Below are 15,975 nucleotides of genomic sequence, written 5' to 3'. Positions count from 1 at the left end.
TCAACGAGGCCGTGACCATGCATGACAGCACCCGCATCCTGCTTGAATACAACGCCGGGCGTGATCCCGAAAGACTCACCCGCAAGCTGGATGCCATCGCCGCCGACCCGTTTTCATTCTTTCGCGGCACCAACAACCTGTATGCCGCGTCGCTGGCCGACGCTGCCTTGCTGCACGACGCGCCCCGCACGCTGGTCTGCGGCGACCTGCACCTTGAAAACTTCGGCAGCTTCAAGGGCGACAACGGCCTCGTCTACTTCGACATGAACGACTTTGACGAAGCGCTAGCCGCGCCGTTCACAGTCGACCTGGTGCGCGTGCTGTCCAGCCTGCAGGTGGCGTCCTTCAGCTGGAAACTGGCCGATGAAGATGCTCACAACCTGTGCCGGCGCTTTCTCGACACGTATGCGGCCGCGCTGGTTGACGGCAAGCCGCGCTGGGTCGAGCGGGCGACCGCCACGGGCATCGTGCGCGATCTGCTGCGTGCCTTGCGCAAGCGCAACCGTGCGGCCTACCTGGCGCAGCGCACCGTGCGCAGCGGCAACCGCATCTCGCTGCGCATTGATGGGCGCCGCACATTGCGTGCCAGCAAGGACGAGGTCCGCCGCGCACGACGCATCCTCGAGGCGTATGGCCAGCAGGGCAACGGCCAGCGTTTCATTGCCATCGACGTCGCACGGCGGATTGCTGGCACGGGCAGTCTGGGGCTTGAACGCTATTCCGTGCTCGCTCGCCCCGAAAACGACCCGACCACGCTGCGCCTGATCGACATCAAGCTCTCCATCCCAAGTGTCTGGGACGATGTGCTGGGCAGCGCCTGCAGCGTGGCCCCTTGGCGTAGCGAGGCCGGGCGCGTCGTCGATATCCAGCGCATTTCGCAGGCCATTTCGCCAGCACTGCTGCGCGGCGTCGTTTATGGCGCCAAGGGCGAGAAACCGAAGTCGTACGTCGTCAAAAGCCTGCAACCGACCGCCGATCGCGTCGCGCTAGGCTCGGGCAAGAACGTGGTCGCCAACCTGGACGATGCACTGCAGACCATGGCTCGCGTGGCAGCGTGGTGCCATCTGCGCGGCTGTGGCCGGCATGGGACGGATCTCGTGGAAAAGGTGCAGGACTATGCGGCTGGCACGGCCTGGCGCAAATCGGCGCTGAAGCTGGCCGCGCATGGCAGAGACGTGTCGCTCAAGCAATGGGCTGAGTTTGCTGAGGACTATCGTCAAGCGCGCGGTGGCAAGGCTGCTTAAGTGCGCGATGGCGCGCCATTGACGTCAGGCGCGCGATTCATATTTGAAGTCCCTCGGAGATCACAATGAAGAACCTCGACAATCCATCACATGATCGCGAGGTGGGCGTCGCCGACGCGACGCAAGACACGACGCGCATCGACGACACCCGCATCGGCGCGGTGCGTCCGCTGATTTCTCCTGCGCTGTTGCTGGACGAATTGCCCGTGCCTGCCGATACGCAGGCGCTCGTTGAAGACACCCGCCGGGCCATCAGCAACATCTTGCACGGCCGCGACGACCGGCTGCTGCTCATCGTCGGGCCGTGCTCGATCCACGATCACGACCAGGCGCTCGATTACGCGCGCCGCCTCAAGGCTGCGGCTGATGCACTGAAGGACGACCTGCTGATCGTGATGCGCGTCTACTTTGAGAAGCCGCGCACGACGGTCGGTTGGAAGGGGTACATCAACGATCCGCGGCTGGACGGCAGCTTCCGTATCAATGAAGGGCTGCGCGCTGCGCGGCAACTGCTGCTCGACGTCAACGCGCTCGGTCTGCCTGCAGCAACTGAATTCCTTGATCTGCTGAGCCCGCAATACATCGCGGACCTCATCGCGTGGGGCGCGATCGGCGCGCGCACGACGGAAAGCCAGAGCCATCGACAGCTCGCGTCGGGCCTGAGTTGCCCGATCGGTTTCAAGAACGGCACCGACGGCGGCGTGCAGGTTGCGTCGGACGCAATCATCGCGGCGCGCGCCAGCCACGCGTTCATGGGCATGACCAAGATGGGCATGGCCGCGATCTTCGAGACGCGCGGCAATGACGACGCGCACGTGATCCTGCGCGGCGGCAAGAGCGGGCCGAACTACGACAGCGAGCACATTGAGGCGACCTGCGCGGCGCTGCGTGCGGCAAAGTTGCGCGAACAGGTGATGGTCGACTGCTCGCACGCGAATTCAAACAAATCGCATGAACGGCAGATCGAGGTTGCACAGGATCTCGCGCGGCAGTTGTCGCAGGGGGAGCACCGGATCGTCGGCGTGATGGTCGAAAGCCACCTCGAAGCGGGCCGCCAAGATCTGAAGCCGGGTGTGCCGCTCAAGTACGGCGTATCGATCACCGACGCGTGCCTGAGCTGGACGCAGACTGAGCCCGTGCTCGACATACTCGCTGAGGCTGTGCGGCATCGGCGCGCGTATTCGTACGACGGGTGATGTGATGGCGGCAGGTTCAGGGTTGTCGCCTTGTGCCTATTGCTGATGTGGCTCGGCGCCTCACTCGCCGTTTCCATGATGGCCAGCCGCCGCACATTCGCATGCGGTTCGGCCCAGTACTGTGTTTCGGCACCGAACCGGGTGATCGGCACGTCCTCCAACGGGCACTCGGCAATCACGAAACTGCCCAAGAGACGAGGCGGGCTGCAGGGATGTATTCGCCTCTTCGCCCTTAAGTTGATCGATTGCGCGGCCGATAGTGCTGAGGTAGCCGGCCGCCCGGCGCGATGGTCGCGCCCGCGTGAAGAGCCGCGCACACTACTCTCGCCGCGCCCATGTCCGCTCGCCTGACCATCCGCACCCGCCTGGTGCTTTCGGTTTCCATTCTGTTTCTGCTTGCCTTGCTGATTGGCGTGGCTGGCCTGCTCGGCCTGCGCGGCGCCAACCATGCGCACGAGGAAACCTTCACCAATCAGTTTCCGTCTGCGCTTGCGCTTGGCGAGTCTGATCTGAGCCTCACGCGCGCCCGCACGGCCCTCGACAAGGCCATGCTGTATCCGAACGACAAGGGCGCGATGAAGTTGCTCGATCGTACCGAAGAGCTGATCGCACGCTCGGATGAAGCGTGGAAGAAATACCTGACGCTGCCCCGCAGCGAAGAAGAGGACCGCCTGGCCAAAGAGGTTGCCATCACGCGCGAAGCCGCGGCCGGCAGCCTGCGCGACATCATCAAGGCGCTACGCGCTGGCGACCGCGCGACGGCCGACGACATCATGGAAAAGCGCGTGTCCAACGCTTTCCGCGATTCCAACGACAAAAGCCTGGCATTGAGCAAGAAGCAGCTCGGCTTCTCCAAGGCCAACTATGACGAATCCCAGGAAGCCTACGCGCGTTTTCGCGTGATCGTGACGGCGGCCATTCTCGTCGCCCTGGTGGTCGCACTCTGGTGCGCCTGGTCGTTGCTGCGTGCGATTGTGGAACCGCTGAACGCTGCGCTGGCGCAGTTCGACCGCATTGCCGCCGGTGACCTCACGCAGCCGGTGCGCGTCGACCGCAAGGATGAAATGGGCCGCCTGCTGGAGGGCCTGGCCCGTATGCAGACAGCGCTGACCGACACGGTGCGCCGCGTGCGCACCGGCTCCGAATCCATCGGCGCCGCCACCAAGCAGATTGCCGCAGGCAATGCAGACCTGTCGCAACGCACGGAAGAGCAAGCCAGCTCGCTGGAAGAAACCGCTTCGAGTATGGAAGAAATGACTTCCATCGTGCGCCAGAACGCCGACAACGCGCGCCAGGCCAGCCAACTGGCCGACAGCGCCTCGGAAGTTGCCAGCCAGGGCGGCGCTGTTGTGACCGATGTGGTGGCGACCATGCGCGAGATCAGCGCGTCGTCGCGCACGGTGTCGGAAATCATCGGCGTGATTGACGGCATTGCGTTCCAGACCAACATCCTTGCACTCAACGCTGCCGTAGAAGCCGCGCGCGCCGGCGAACAAGGCCGCGGCTTTGCCGTGGTGGCCGGTGAGGTGCGCAACCTCGCGCAGCGCAGCGCCGCAGCCGCCAAGGAAATCAAGGAAATGATCGAGGCGTCGCTGTCCAAGGTCGAGACCGGCAGCGCACTGGCCGAGCGCGCGGGCAGCACGATGGAAGACATCGTGTCGTCCATCCGCCGCGTGACCGACATCATGGGCGAAATTGCCGCCGCCTCGAACGAGCAAAGCTCCGGCATCGAACAGGTCAACAAGGCCGTCACGCTGATGGACGAAGCCACGCAGCAGAACGCGGCGCTGGTGGAGCAAGCCGCAGCCGCGGCTGAATCGCTGGAGGAGCAGGCCCAAGCCTTGAACGCCGCCATCGCCGCATTCCGCCTCGCCTGATATTGGCCCCGTCGATGCACGGGGCACGCTAAAGACTTAAGACTTGCCTTGAGCGCTGTTTCGGTTGATATAACCGACTGGCCCATTCAAGGAGTCGCTTCATGCCGTTCATCATTGCCGCGCTCGCGCTGGTTGGTCTGCTGATTTACGGCGCAGTCCGGCTGTATGCGAGGGTTGCCGCGGCTTACGGCGCGGTCGCGGGCAGCGCGGCGGTGATGCTTGCAGTAGCGCTGCTGGCCGGCGCAGTCATCACCTTCATCCGGCGTTACCGCGCCGTTCATGGCGTGAATGTGAAAGGGCAGCGGGTCGTGTCGCTCAGCGCAAGCTGGGGGCAGGTCGCGGTCGATGCCGAACAGAAACGCGGGACGCTGCAGTTGCACGGGCAAAGCGCGCGCTTTCTCTTCGCCGATATTGCCGGCGCCGATGCGGTTGAACGCGAAGGTGCCTGGGCGCTGGCGCTGCACCTGAAGCATCAGGCGCAGGCTGATTGGCCGATCCCAATGCGCAACCGCCAGGAAGCGAAGCGCTGGGCGAAGATCTTTGCGCTCGCGGCCAGCCAGGAGCTTTGACCGGCGCTCGCCCGCGATTATTCCGTCGTGCTCGGGTTCCAGAAGGCCTGAGCAATGTGCGGCTGTGATTGCAGCGCGTTGACGATGCGATCCAGCTCTGCGGCATTCACCGCAGTCGACATCAGCATCGCTTCAATTTCTACGTGGTCGTCGCCAAAGGGTTCGACTGACAGATCGCTGATCGGGTAGCTGGCTTCTTCAAGCAGACGTTCCAGGTCGGCAAGGGCTTCTTTCTGGCGCTCGCTCGTGGAGATGACGCACATCGTGTACGTGACTTCGCTGGCCTGGTTGTCGAGCGGTGTGCGGTTGATGCGGTCCACCACGGGCCGCAGCAGGATGTTGGAGGCCAGCACGAACAGCGTAATCAGAATGGCCTGGCCAACCAGGTCGGAGCCTGCCGCCGCACCCACAGCCGCCGAGCCCCACAGCGTGGCGGCGGTGTTCAGGCCGCGCACGTTCAGCCCTTCCTTCATGATCGTGCCGGCACCCAGAAAGCCGACGCCCGATACCACATAGGCGATCACGCGGGTGGTGTCCGATGCGGTGCCGATCTGCGCGGCCATGTCGACGAATGCCGAGGCCGCCACCGCCACCAGCGCATTGGTGCGCAGCCCCGCAGTCCGCTGTCTGACCTGCCGCTCGAAGCCGATCAATGACCCGAGCGCAAAGGCCGAGGCAAGGCTGATGAACGAATCCACCAGCGTGGCGACATTGAGATGGACGAGGGCTTGCAGCGTCATCGGCGGCTCCTTGTTGTGGTGACCGGAGTCTTGGTGAAGGGCGCCGATGGTTATAGCACGGCGCCATGACACGCCGTGCGGGCGGGGGAGGCCGGACGGCTATTTATAGTCCCACTGCATCTGCTCGGGGATCGGCACGGCGTCCGACGTCTCGAGGCAGCGGTCGAGGTAAGCGAGCAGGGAGCGCGGTTGAAAGCCGGTCTCCTGCACGAGCCGCGTGTTGTCGAACACGTAGCTCATGCTGGCGAACTTGGCATACAGGTGGATGCAGCGCGCGACCAGTCGCACATTGCCGTCGCCCGTCAGGCTCAGGAATTTACGCGCCAATGCTTTCTCGGCGATTTTTTCCTGATACACGTAGCCGGCCAGCGCCTGGGCATCTTCTTCCGGCGTCTTGCAACGCTTGAAGCGCGGGTACAGCGTTTCGATGCGCTCGGAGTTCGCATCGCCGGCGCTGATGTGATACAGGTCGTGCGCCAGCGTGGGCTTGGTCGACAACTGCACGATGGCCTCGGCGCAGTCGTCCACAGGCAGGATGTCGACGCGGTCGGACAAGCGACAACTGAACGTTTCGAGCAGCGCCACCATGCGCAGCATCCAGAAAATACTGCCCGAGGGCTCACACCCCAGCGTGCTATGACCCACCACGATGGACGGCCGCACCACCACCAGCGGCAGCTCGGGCACCGCTTCGCGCAGCTTCAGCTCCGCCATGCCCTTGGAATACGTGTAAGGCACCGCGTGCTGCTCCAGCGGGGGGACATCCCAGCTTTCGCTGACATGGCGATCCGCCAACTGGCCGCAAGACATGGCCGTGCCGATCTGCAGGAATCGCTTCAGGCGTTTGCTCTGCGCCGCCAGTCGGCCCAGCGCCAGCACGCCCTCCACGTTGGTTTCCCACAGCGACGGATGGTTCGAGAACGTTGCCAGCGCCGCGCAATTGATGATGATTTCCGGATCGCCCAGCTTGGCGGCACCTGCCTCGCGCAGGTCGAACGGCACGATCTGCGATTCCGAAATGCCGTCCAGGGTGCCCTGTGCAAACTCGAAGCGGCGCAGGTTGCTGCGCAGCCGCGCCAACCCTTCTGCGGGCGTGTCACCGCGCACGGCAAAGCGTGTGTCGGCCAGCAAACCTTTGGCTGCCAGATTGGCGGCAATGGCGCCGCCCACGAAACCGGTCGCACCGGTTAGCAAAATACTCATGCGAGAAAACTTGAATCCCTTGGGTGGCAAAGCGGGCGACCAACCCGCTTGCAAACAACACGACCGCTGCCGCACCGGCGAGGCGCGCGTTGGCAGTGCGCTCGGGGCAGGGAACAGGCAAGTCGTGTCAGATGAAGCCGCGCACACGAAACAGGGTTCGCGGGCCGCAAGATTCGCGTGATGCGATGCGGCCAAAACCTGCGCACAATCAGCGATTTATAAGAATGTAACCTTTCAGGTGCCTTTCAGCACCCCATTCCATCAGAGGGTTGACTCAAGTCTGCGGCACTGCGCAACTCGACGTGGCATTGGCGGCAATCTCGCGCGCGGCTTTTGCGCCTTCGACTTGCAGGATGGTCGGCAGCGATACGCCGTTCTTGGCAGCCGTGACTTCAGCCAGGATCGAGATGGCGATTTCCGGCGGCGTACGGCTGCCGATGTAAATGCCGACCGGGCCATGCAGGCGCGCCAACTCGGCGTCGCTCAGATCGAATTCCTTCAGGCGCTCCCGGCGGTTGGCGTTGTTGCGGCGACTGCCGAGCGCGCCAACGTAGAACGCTGGCGTCTTGAGCGCTTCCATGAGCGCGAGGTCATCGAGTTTGGGATCGTGCGTGAGGGCAATGACGGCGCAGCGCTCGTCGAGCTTCATGGCCATCACCGTATCGTCGGGCATGGTGCGGACCATGGCCACGCCAGGGATCGACCATTCTTCGCTGTATTCCTCGCGCGGGTCGCAGACAGTGACCTGGTAGTCCAGGCCCACGGCGATCTGGCACAGGTAGCGCGAAAGCTGTCCCGCACCGATGACGAGCATCCGGTAGCGCGGCCCGTGAATGGTGACGAGGCGCGCTTCGTCGAACTGCAGGCCATCGGTGACGGTAGCGTGCTGCAGCGTCGAGGCGCCGGTCGCCATGTCGAGCGTGCGCGCGACGAGCTGACCGGCCTCCACGGCGCGCAGCAAAGCTTCGATCCCGCTGGACGCATTCAGCGGCTCCAGCACGAGTTGCAGCGTACCGCCGCAGGGCAGCCCAAAGCGGTGTGCTTCTTCAGCGCTGATGCCGTATTTGACGGCTTCGGGCTTGGTGTAATGCAGCCCTTCACGGCGCACGCGGTCGATGAGGTCGTCTTCAATGCAGCCGCCTGAAACCGAGCCGATGACCACGCCGTCATCGCGCAGCGCGAGCATTGCGCCTTCGGGCCGTGGCGATGAGCCCCACGTCTTGACCACGGTGACGAGCAGCACGCGGCGCCCTTGTTCCAGCCAGCGCACGCTGGTTTTCAAGACTTCAAGATCGACGCTGTCCATGATGCGTTGGCTGCGCTTTCGCGCACTAGAGTGATGTGTTGCGGGGAATGGACCGATTATGCCCCGTGGTGCAAAAACAGGTAGGCGGCCGCCACGGCCACCACCGCCACGATGATCCACGGCCATGGATTGCGCGGCTGCAGCGCGGGGCTGACGTTGGGTGCGTGGCCGGGCGGCGCACCGTGGGCCTGCAGCTGGGCGGCGGCCAAATCGGGAATCGCCTGTGTGGCCGGCATGCCGTCGACCGGCGCGGCGTGTCCGTCGATGCCCGCCGTATCTGCAGGACCGAACTCTGCCGCAAAACGCTGGAAGAATTCATCGGCCAGTTTGCGTGCAGCACCATCGATGAGCCGTGAGCCGATTTGCGCAAGCTTGCCGCCCACCTGGGCGGTTGCCGTATAAGAAAGCCGCGTGACCGTGGGGCCTTCGGGCGCGAGCTGCACCTGCGCGCTGCCCTTGCCGAAGCCGGCCGCGCCGCCCTGGCCGTCGAAATGCAGCGTGTAGCTGCGTGGGGGCGCCACGTCGGCCAGCTCCATGCGTCCCTTGAAGCGTGCCTTGACGGGCCCGACGGCGGCGGTCATGGCGACGTCGTAGGCGGGGTTGGCGCTTCCCTCGGCGGCGGTGATGCTCTCGCAGCCGGGAATGCAACGTTGCAGCACGGCTGGATCGTTCAGCGCATCCCAGGCGGTCTGGAGTGGCACGGGCAGGAGATGGGTCTGGGTCAGTTCCATGGCGCGGTCGATCGGGCTGGGGTTGGGTGGCGGGGAGTGCGCGTGCGGCGAGCATGCGCCAGTTCGTGCTCCAGCGCAGCCAGGCTGTTGAAATGGTGCGCCGGCACCATCACATCGACATGCGGCAGGATGGCCCGCACGCCACGTGCCCGCGGCTCAAAATCGGCAAAGCGCAGCAGCGGGTTGAGCCAGACGATGCGATGGGCAAAGCGCGCCAGGCGCGCCATCTCGGTGTCGAGCACGTCGATGTGCTCGTGGTCGAGTCCATCCGTCACGAGCAGGACGGTGGCACGGCCGGACAGCGTGCGGCGCGCCCATTGGCGGTTGAACTCCGCCAGCGCCGCGCCGATGCGCGTGCCGCCCGACCAGTCGGGCACAAGCTCAGCGATTGCCTGCACGGCGACATCCGGATCGCGCTCGCGCAACTGCCGCGAGACGTTCGTCAGACGCGTGCCGAACAGGAAAGCCTGGATACGCTCGCGCGATTGCACCAGCGCGTGGCAGTAGTACAGCACGGCGCGCGAATAGCGACTCATCGATCCGGAGATGTCGAGCAGCAGCACCAGCGGCGGCGTGCGATCGACAGGCTGGCGGTATTTCCAGCCGGCCCATTCGCCGCCGGCGCGAACGGCCTGGCGGGCGGTCGCACGCAGGTCCGGATGGCGCCCGCGCGAAGCAGCTTTGAGCCGTCGCGTCCGCTCCTGCGCCAGATGCACGCGTCGGCGGCGGATCATGTGTTGCAGCGTGCGCCATTCCGCAGCGTCGAGCGTGTCGAAGTCACGCGTGCGCAGGGCTTCGTTTGCAGAAAATGCCAGCGGCGCCACGATGTCATGGCGTTCGCCATCGGGCTTTGGGCCGGGCGGAAGGTTGGTCGACGGCTGCGCGCGCAAGGCATCGGCCAGGCGGTTGCTGCGTGCCGCGGGAATGCCGCCGCGTACTTTGGGCAGCAGCAGCGCGCGCAGCTTGCCTTCCCAATCCGGATCGCGCCAGAACACGTTGAAAGCGGCATCGAAGAGTCCGCGTTCGTCGGGATGCGAGACGAGCAGGGCAGACAGCGCGGCCTTGACGTCGTCGCGGCGGCCGATGTCGATATGGCTCAGCGCTTCGATGGCGTCCACGGCGCGCGAGGGCGCGAGCGGCATGCCGGCGTTGCGCAGCAGCCGCACGAAATGCGTTACGTTGCGCGCCAGCATCGGGAGCTGCATCGGCATGGTCGCTTGCATGCCTTACTCCGGCAGCGCGGGGGCCGCCAGCAGTTGCTCGATGGTCGACGTATCGACGCGGGCCAGATCATCCTGGTACTTGAGCAGCACGCCCAGCGTGTCCTGCACGGACTGCGGATCAAGCTCGGTTACGTTCAGCGCCGCCAATGCGCGGCACCAGTCGATCGCTTCGGCAATGCCCGGCGCCTTGAACAGGTCGATGCCGCGCAGGCGGTGCACAAAATCAACCGCACGATGCTGCAGGCGAGCGGCCGTTTCGGGCGCGCGCTGCGCGACGATCTGCAGCTCCCTTGCCTTATCCGGGTAGCCAATCCATTGATACAGGCAGCGCCGCTTGAGCGCGTCGTGCACCTCGCGCGTGCGGTTGGACGTCATGATGACCAGCGGAATCACCTGCGCGCGCACCGTGCCGAATTCAGGAATCGACACCTGGAAGTCCGACAGCAGCTCCAGCAAAAACGCCTCGAACGGTTCGTCGGCGCGGTCGATCTCGTCGATCAAAAGAACGCGCCGTGTCTCGGGATGGAGTGGGTCGGGCAGCAGCGCCTGCAACAACGGGCGCTTGAGGAGGAATTCGTCGCGATAGAGCGTGTCGGCGCGCGGCTTCTCGCCGGCGGCCTCGGCCAGACGCAGCGCCATGATCTGGCGCGGGTAATCCCATTCATAGAGCGCGCTGGCGGTGTCGAGCCCTTCGTAACACTGCAGTCGCAGCAGCGACGTGCCGAGCAGCCCGGCTGCCGCCTTCGCCAGCTCGGTCTTGCCGACGCCGGGCTCGCCTTCGAGAAACAGCGGCCGCTGCATGCGCAACGCGAGGAACAAGGCCGTGGCCAGCTCACGGCTGGCGAAATAGCCCTGGCCCTGCAGTTGCGCGATGCAGTCGTCGATGGAATCGACCGGCATGCCGTTCCTTGGGCGTGCGCTCAATGATGGTGCGCCAACGCCTGCTCAACCGCGCGCGCCGTCAAGACCGGAATGAGGTGCGCCCGATATTCCGGCGAGGCATGCAGATCGCCCACCAGATCGTCGGCAGCCACCACCACCTTGCGAGCGGCTTCTGCTGTAAAGCTGGCTGCCAGCGCCTGCTCCAACGGCGTGCAACGGAACACGCACGGCGCCGCGCCCGTAACCGCCACGCGCACGTTGTTGCCCTTGCGACTGATGAATACGCCCACCAGCGCAAAGCGCGACGCGGGGTTGCGGAATTTCACGTACGCCGCCTGGTCCGGCACGGGAAACTGCACCTCGGTGATGAGTTCATCCGCAGCCAGCGCGGTCTCATACATGCCGAGGAAGAAATCGTCCGCCGCGATGTTGCGCCGCTCGGTGACGACGGTGGCGTTCAGGCCGAGCACAGCGGCCGGGTAGCACGCGGCCGGGTCGTTGTTGGCGAGCGAGCCGCCCAGCGTGCCCATCGCACGCACTTGCCGGTCGCCGATGCCGCCGGCCAGTTCGCCCAGCGCGGGCAGCATGCGGGCGATGTCTGCGCTGTCTGCCACATCGGCATGGCGTGTGGCTGCGCCCACCGTAATCACGCCGGGCTGCGTGCGAATGCCCGTCATGCCCGGAATGCGCGTGACATCCACCAGCGTTGACGGCTGTGCCAAGCGCAGCTTCATCGCCGCCAGCAGGCTCTGGCCGCCGCCGAGGTATTTGGCGTCGGTGTGCGTCTTCAGCGCGGTGACGGCGGTCTGGGCGTCGGTGGCTTTCTGGTACTCGAAGTCGTACATGGTGGGCTCCTCTGCCTAGGCCTTGGCCGCTTGAATGGTTTGCCAGATGCGGTGCGGCGTCGCGGGCATCTGGATGTCCTTCACGCCCAGCGGCGCAAGCGCGTCGACGATGGCGTTGATCAGCGCCGGCGGGGAGCCGATCGCGCCGGCTTCACCGCAGCCTTTGACGCCGAGCGGGTTGTGTGTGCACGGCGTGCCCTTGGCGGTTTCCACCGTGAAGCTGGGCAGGTCGTTGGCGCGGGGCATGGCGTAGTCCATGTAGGAGCCCGTCAGCAACTGGCCGTTTTCGTCGTACACGCACGCTTCGAGCAGCGCCTGGCCGATGCCCTGACCAAGCCCGCCGTGCACCTGGCCCTCGACGATCATCGGATTGATGATGTTGCCGAAGTCGTCTACCGCAACGAAGCGGTCGATGTGCACCTCGCCGGTGTCGGGGTCGACTTCCACCTCGCAGATGTACGCGCCGGCCGGGTAGGTGAAGTTGGTCGGATCGTAGAAGGCGTTTTCGTCCAGCCCAGGTTCAAGCTTGTCGAGTGGATAGTTGTGCGGCACGTAGGCCGTGAGCGCGACTTCGCCAAAGGTCTTGGTGCGGTCGGTGCCGGCCACGCGGAAGACGCCATCCTTGAACTCGATGTCTTCCGCCGAGGCCTCCAGCAAATGCGCGGCGATCTTCTTGGCCTTGGCCTCGATCTTGTCGAGTGCCTTCATGATGGCCGAGCCGCCCACGGCAATCGAGCGCGAGCCGTACGTGCCCATGCCGAACGGGATGCGCCCGGTGTCGCCGTGCACGATCTCGATGTTGTCGATGGGCACGCCCAGGCGATCGGCCACCACTTGCGCGAACGTCGTCTCGTGGCCCTGGCCGTGGCTGTGCGAGCCGGTGAAGACCGTGACGGAGCCCGTTGGGTGCACGCGAATTTCGCCGGCTTCGAACAGGCCAGCCCGCGCGCCCAATGCCCCTGCGATGTTCGACGGCGCGAGCCCGCAAGCCTCGATGTAGCAGGAATAGCCCATGCCGCGCAGCCGGCCCTTGGCGCGGGAGGCATCGCGTCGGGCTGCAAAGCCTTTTACATCGGCCAATTCGATGGCGCGATCCAGGCACGGCTCGTAGTCGCCCGTGTCATAGGTCAGGCCAACCGGCGTGGCATAGGGGAATGTGCGGATGAAGTTGCGGCGGCGCAGTTCAGCCGGATCGACTTGCAGTTCGCGCGCAGCAGTTTCAACGAGCCGTTCAACCACATACGTCGCTTCCGGCCGCCCGGCGCCGCGATACGCATCGACGGGCGCGGTGTTCGTGAAGACCGCTTTCACTTCGGCATAAATGGCTGGCGTCTTGTACTGGCCGGCAAGCAACGTCGCATACAGGATGGTTGGCACGCTGCTGGCAAACGTCGACAGATACGCGCCCATGTTGGCCGTCGTATGCACGCGCATGGCGAGGAAATTGCCCTGCGCATCGAGCGCCAGTTCCGCATGCGTAACGTGGTCGCGGCCATGCGCATCGGTCAGAAAGGATTCGGAGCGCTCGGCCGTCCACTTGATCGGCCGGCCCACCTTTTTCGATGCCCAAGTAAGCGCCACGTCTTCGGGGTACAGAAAGATCTTCGAGCCGAACCCGCCGCCCACATCCGGCGCAATCACACGCACCTTGGCTTCGGTCAGGCCCAGCACGAATGCCGACATCAGCAGGCGTTCGACGTGCGGGTTCTGGTTGGCAACGTAAAGCGTGTAGCTGTCGTCCTGACGCGAATAGCTGGCATTGACGGCGCGCGGCTCGATCGCATTCGGGATCAGCCGGTTGTTGACGATGTCGAGCTGCGTCACGTGCTCGGCCTTGGCAAACGCCGCATCGGTGGCGACCTTGTCGCCGTGGCCCCAGGTGTAGCAGGTGTTGTTGGGCACGTCGTCGTGGACGGCGGTGCCGGCAGCATCTGCGGTGGCGGTGTCGACCACGGCGGGCAGTTCGTCGTATTCGACGTCGATCATCTCGACCGCATCTTTGGCGATCTTCACCGATTCAGCCACCACCAGCGCGACCTGGTCGCCCACGTGGCGCACCTTGCCTTGCGCGAGCACAGGGTGGGGCGGCTCCTTCATCGGCGTGCCGTCAATGCTGTGGATGAGCCAGCCGCACGGCAGGCCGTTCACCTTGTCGGCAGCGAGGTCGTCGCCCGTGAGCACGGCCAGCACGCCCGGATGATTGCGTGCCGCATCCGCGTTGATGTGTTTGATGCGGGCATGCGCATACGGCGAGCGCAGGAACACTGCGTAGGACTGGTGCGCCTGGACGACATCGTCCGTGTACTGTCCGGCGCCTGTCAGGAAGCGGAAATCTTCCTTGCGTTTGACGGACGCACCGATCAGGTGGTTGTTGGGTTCTGCGGGAGCGTTCATGGTGGTCTCCTCGCTGGGTCAGGCGGCGTGGGCGCGCGCTGCGGCCAGGTTTTGGAGCGAGGCATCGTCGCCTTGGGCTTCGGCCATCGCTTCGGCACCGTGCATGACGGCACGCACGATGTTGTGATAGCCCGTGCAGCGGCAAAGATTGCCGTCGAGCTGCTCGCGCACCGTGTGTTCATCGGGATGCGGATGCTGCGCCACCAGCGCCGTGGCCGCCATCACCATGCCGGGCGTGCAGAAGCCGCATTGCAGGCCGTGGCATTGGCGAAAGGCTTCCTGCATCGGGTGCAGCGCACCATTTTTTGACAGGCCTTCAATGGTCGTCACCTCGGCGCCGTCGGCCTGCACGGCCAGGATGTTGCAGGACTTCACCGCGCGCCCGTTCATATGCACCGTGCACGCACCGCATTGCGCGGTATCGCAGCCGACGTGCGTACCGGTCAGGCGCAAGTTTTCGCGCAGCAATTGGACTAGGAGGGTATGAGGTTCGACACTGACGGTGACAGGCGCACCGTTGACCGACAGCTTGAGGCTGATCGCCATGGGAGTCTCCTTGGGGGATGGGCGCCGGGTGCCATGCTGTGCGCCTTCCTTGCTACGAAGACGTGCGCGTGGTCTCGATATCGGTGGTCGCGGCTCTACTCAGTAAAGCACAGGTGAACCAGAAGACAACCGCAGCGCGGCGAGCCGGTCGGAGGAAAAAGGGCGATGCTGCGGCACGCAGACAAACCAAACAAATGCCGCAGAAATGACAAAGGGCCGGAATCCGGCCCTCGATTGGCACCAGGCGGTCATGACCTGGCGGGTGTGGCGGCGGGTGTGATGACACACGGCCGGCGCACGGTGCTACTGAAATTGCGATTGCTGCATACAGCTAGCTTGGGCACACGCCCATCAACAACAGCGCGGCGGATTAGGCCTTGGCGGTGCGGTGCGTGCCGAACAGGTTCGCGATTGCCGAGAAGAACTGGGCGAACGAGAACGATTGGCCGCTCGGACGGCGATAGTAGTAGATACCTTCGGACATTTCGCGCTCGATCAGTTCGCGTTCGAGTTGATCGGTCAGCTTCAGGTCGTTCGTGTTTTGCATGATTGGCCTCTTAGGGAAATCCCGGTTAGGGAATACCCTGATCATACACCAGATGATGCAATGCACCATACGTAGGCTTACGTATGCACCCCTTTTGCGCCGTCTACCGTTGCTCGGCCACCACGCTTGCGTTGCGCCGCACCAATGTGGTGCTATCGCCGCTTTATGTACGCCTCGCGCCTCACTTGACCGGAATGGGTTGGCTGGCCGGGATCGGCACGGCCGTCACGCTGTTCTTCGGGCTGCCCGAAATGACCTTGTCTGAATACGTCAGATAGACCAGCACATTCCGCTTGCGATCGACCGTGCGCACCACGTGCAGCGTCTTGAAGACGAGCGACAGGCGCTGCGTGAACATGTCGTCCTGCTGGGGCAGCGGTTTGACGAAGCTGATGTCGCCGACCTGGCGGCAGGCCACGGCGGCCTCGCTCACGTCTTCGGCCACGCCCAGCGTGCCCTTGATGCCGCCGGTGCGCGCCCGCGAGACGTAGCAGGTCACGCCCTGCACGAGCGGATCGTCAAAGGCTTCGATGACGATCTTGTCGGAGCCCGTGATGCGGAAATTGGTGCTGACGCTGCCGATGTCTTCGGCGCGGGAACAGCCAACGGCGCTCAGAGCGAGCGCGGCAATCAAAACAGGGAGTTTGGTGGACGTGCGCATGGCTTTGCGTA

The 15,975-nt window shown here is 64.6% G+C and carries 15 protein-coding genes; 4 read left to right on the top strand and 11 right to left on the bottom strand.

Annotation, left to right across the window (positions count from 1 at the left end):
• Nucleotides 1-17 precede the first annotated feature (17 nt).
• The 4 genes from BM136_RS03935 (at nt 18) to BM136_RS03920 (ending at nt 4,886) form a co-directional block, all read left to right on the top strand.
• Nucleotides 18-1,244, top strand: coding sequence for a DUF2252 family protein (locus BM136_RS03935; protein WP_092970441.1), 1,227 nt, complete (start codon nt 18-20; stop codon nt 1,242-1,244).
• A gap of 65 nt (nt 1,245-1,309) precedes the next feature.
• The gene (locus tag BM136_RS03930) at nt 1,310-2,440 is read left to right on the top strand and encodes a 3-deoxy-7-phosphoheptulonate synthase (RefSeq protein ID WP_092970439.1); all 1,131 of its coding nucleotides are present in this window, start codon (nt 1,310-1,312) and stop codon (nt 2,438-2,440) included.
• 335 nt (nt 2,441-2,775) lie between these two features.
• A complete protein-coding gene (locus tag BM136_RS03925; protein WP_092970438.1) occupies nt 2,776-4,317 on the top strand; it encodes a methyl-accepting chemotaxis protein in 1,542 nt (513 codons plus the stop codon).
• Between the two features lie 101 nt (nt 4,318-4,418).
• The gene (locus tag BM136_RS03920) at nt 4,419-4,886 is read left to right on the top strand and encodes a hypothetical protein (RefSeq protein ID WP_092970437.1); all 468 of its coding nucleotides are present in this window, start codon (nt 4,419-4,421) and stop codon (nt 4,884-4,886) included.
• Nucleotides 4,887-4,903: 17 nt separating this feature from the next.
• Here the strand turns inward: BM136_RS03920 and BM136_RS03915 are convergent, their stop codons facing one another.
• From BM136_RS03915 to BM136_RS03870, 11 genes are all read right to left on the bottom strand, one after another.
• Nucleotides 4,904-5,626, bottom strand: coding sequence for an MgtC/SapB family protein (locus BM136_RS03915; RefSeq protein ID WP_092970436.1), 723 nt, complete (start codon nt 5,624-5,626; stop codon nt 4,904-4,906).
• A 99-nt stretch (nt 5,627-5,725) separates the two neighbouring features.
• On the bottom strand, nt 5,726-6,829 hold the full coding sequence (locus BM136_RS03910; protein WP_092970434.1) for an SDR family oxidoreductase: 1,104 nt from the start codon (nt 6,827-6,829) through the stop codon (nt 5,726-5,728).
• A gap of 274 nt (nt 6,830-7,103) precedes the next feature.
• Nucleotides 7,104-8,135 (bottom strand): XdhC family protein, encoded by a 1,032-nt coding sequence (locus tag BM136_RS03905; RefSeq protein WP_092970432.1) that lies wholly within the window; start codon nt 8,133-8,135, stop codon nt 7,104-7,106.
• Between the two features lie 56 nt (nt 8,136-8,191).
• The gene (locus BM136_RS03900) at nt 8,192-8,866 is read right to left on the bottom strand and encodes an SRPBCC family protein (RefSeq protein ID WP_092970430.1); all 675 of its coding nucleotides are present in this window, start codon (nt 8,864-8,866) and stop codon (nt 8,192-8,194) included.
• Nucleotides 8,857-10,089, bottom strand: a complete 1,233-nt coding sequence (locus tag BM136_RS03895; RefSeq protein WP_092970428.1) for a vWA domain-containing protein — start codon at nt 10,087-10,089, stop codon at nt 8,857-8,859. Before BM136_RS03895 ends, BM136_RS03900 begins: the two co-directional genes overlap by 10 nt.
• 3 nt (nt 10,090-10,092) lie before the next feature.
• Nucleotides 10,093-10,989: an AAA family ATPase gene (locus BM136_RS03890; RefSeq protein ID WP_092970426.1), complete on the bottom strand. Its 897-nt coding sequence runs from the start codon at nt 10,987-10,989 to the stop codon at nt 10,093-10,095.
• A gap of 20 nt (nt 10,990-11,009) precedes the next feature.
• On the bottom strand, nt 11,010-11,816 hold the full coding sequence (locus BM136_RS03885) for an FAD binding domain-containing protein (protein ID WP_092970424.1): 807 nt from the start codon (nt 11,814-11,816) through the stop codon (nt 11,010-11,012).
• 15 nt (nt 11,817-11,831) lie between these two features.
• Nucleotides 11,832-14,210: a xanthine dehydrogenase family protein molybdopterin-binding subunit gene (locus BM136_RS03880; protein ID WP_092970422.1), complete on the bottom strand. Its 2,379-nt coding sequence runs from the start codon at nt 14,208-14,210 to the stop codon at nt 11,832-11,834.
• 18 nt (nt 14,211-14,228) lie between these two features.
• Nucleotides 14,229-14,756 carry a (2Fe-2S)-binding protein gene (locus BM136_RS03875; protein ID WP_092970420.1) on the bottom strand — a complete coding sequence of 176 codons (528 nt, stop codon included), beginning with the start codon at nt 14,754-14,756 and terminating at the stop codon, nt 14,229-14,231.
• Between the two features lie 370 nt (nt 14,757-15,126).
• A complete protein-coding gene (locus BM136_RS25320) occupies nt 15,127-15,303 on the bottom strand; it encodes a hypothetical protein (protein WP_009238172.1) in 177 nt (58 codons plus the stop codon).
• Between the two features lie 181 nt (nt 15,304-15,484).
• Entirely contained in the window at nt 15,485-15,964 is a 480-nt protein-coding gene (locus BM136_RS03870) for a CreA family protein (RefSeq protein WP_092970418.1), read from the bottom strand.
• Nucleotides 15,965-15,975: the final 11 nt, after the last annotated feature.

It is taken from the genome of Ralstonia sp. NFACC01 (assembly GCF_900115545.1).
Classification (GTDB): Bacteria; Pseudomonadota; Gammaproteobacteria; order Burkholderiales; family Burkholderiaceae; genus Ralstonia; species Ralstonia mojiangensis.
The sequence above is the reverse complement of the archived record's forward strand: the minus strand, read 5'-3'. Positions and strand labels throughout refer to the sequence as shown.

Bases quoted from the DNA above. Each gene is read 5' to 3' on its own strand.
- BM136_RS03880 (WP_092970422.1), bottom strand. From the start codon at position 14,210: ATGAACGCTCCCGCAGAACCCAACAACCACCTGATCGGTGCGTCCGTC.
- BM136_RS03915 (WP_092970436.1), bottom strand. From the start codon at position 5,626: ATGACGCTGCAAGCCCTCGTCCATCTCAATGTCGCCACGCTGGTGGAT.
- BM136_RS03890 (WP_092970426.1), bottom strand. From the start codon at position 10,989: ATGCCGGTCGATTCCATCGACGACTGCATCGCGCAACTGCAGGGCCAG.
- BM136_RS03905 (WP_092970432.1), bottom strand. From the start codon at position 8,135: ATGGACAGCGTCGATCTTGAAGTCTTGAAAACCAGCGTGCGCTGGCTG.
- BM136_RS03920 (WP_092970437.1), top strand. From the start codon at position 4,419: ATGCCGTTCATCATTGCCGCGCTCGCGCTGGTTGGTCTGCTGATTTAC.
- BM136_RS03930 (WP_092970439.1), top strand. From the start codon at position 1,310: ATGAAGAACCTCGACAATCCATCACATGATCGCGAGGTGGGCGTCGCC.
- BM136_RS03925 (WP_092970438.1), top strand. From the start codon at position 2,776: ATGTCCGCTCGCCTGACCATCCGCACCCGCCTGGTGCTTTCGGTTTCC.
- BM136_RS25320 (WP_009238172.1), bottom strand. From the start codon at position 15,303: ATGCAAAACACGAACGACCTGAAGCTGACCGATCAACTCGAACGCGAA.
- BM136_RS03875 (WP_092970420.1), bottom strand. From the start codon at position 14,756: ATGGCGATCAGCCTCAAGCTGTCGGTCAACGGTGCGCCTGTCACCGTC.
- BM136_RS03870 (WP_092970418.1), bottom strand. From the start codon at position 15,964: ATGCGCACGTCCACCAAACTCCCTGTTTTGATTGCCGCGCTCGCTCTG.
- BM136_RS03900 (WP_092970430.1), bottom strand. From the start codon at position 8,866: ATGGAACTGACCCAGACCCATCTCCTGCCCGTGCCACTCCAGACCGCC.
- BM136_RS03895 (WP_092970428.1), bottom strand. From the start codon at position 10,089: ATGCAAGCGACCATGCCGATGCAGCTCCCGATGCTGGCGCGCAACGTA.
- BM136_RS03935 (WP_092970441.1), top strand. From the start codon at position 18: ATGCATGACAGCACCCGCATCCTGCTTGAATACAACGCCGGGCGTGAT.
- BM136_RS03910 (WP_092970434.1), bottom strand. From the start codon at position 6,829: ATGAGTATTTTGCTAACCGGTGCGACCGGTTTCGTGGGCGGCGCCATT.
- BM136_RS03885 (WP_092970424.1), bottom strand. From the start codon at position 11,816: ATGTACGACTTCGAGTACCAGAAAGCCACCGACGCCCAGACCGCCGTC.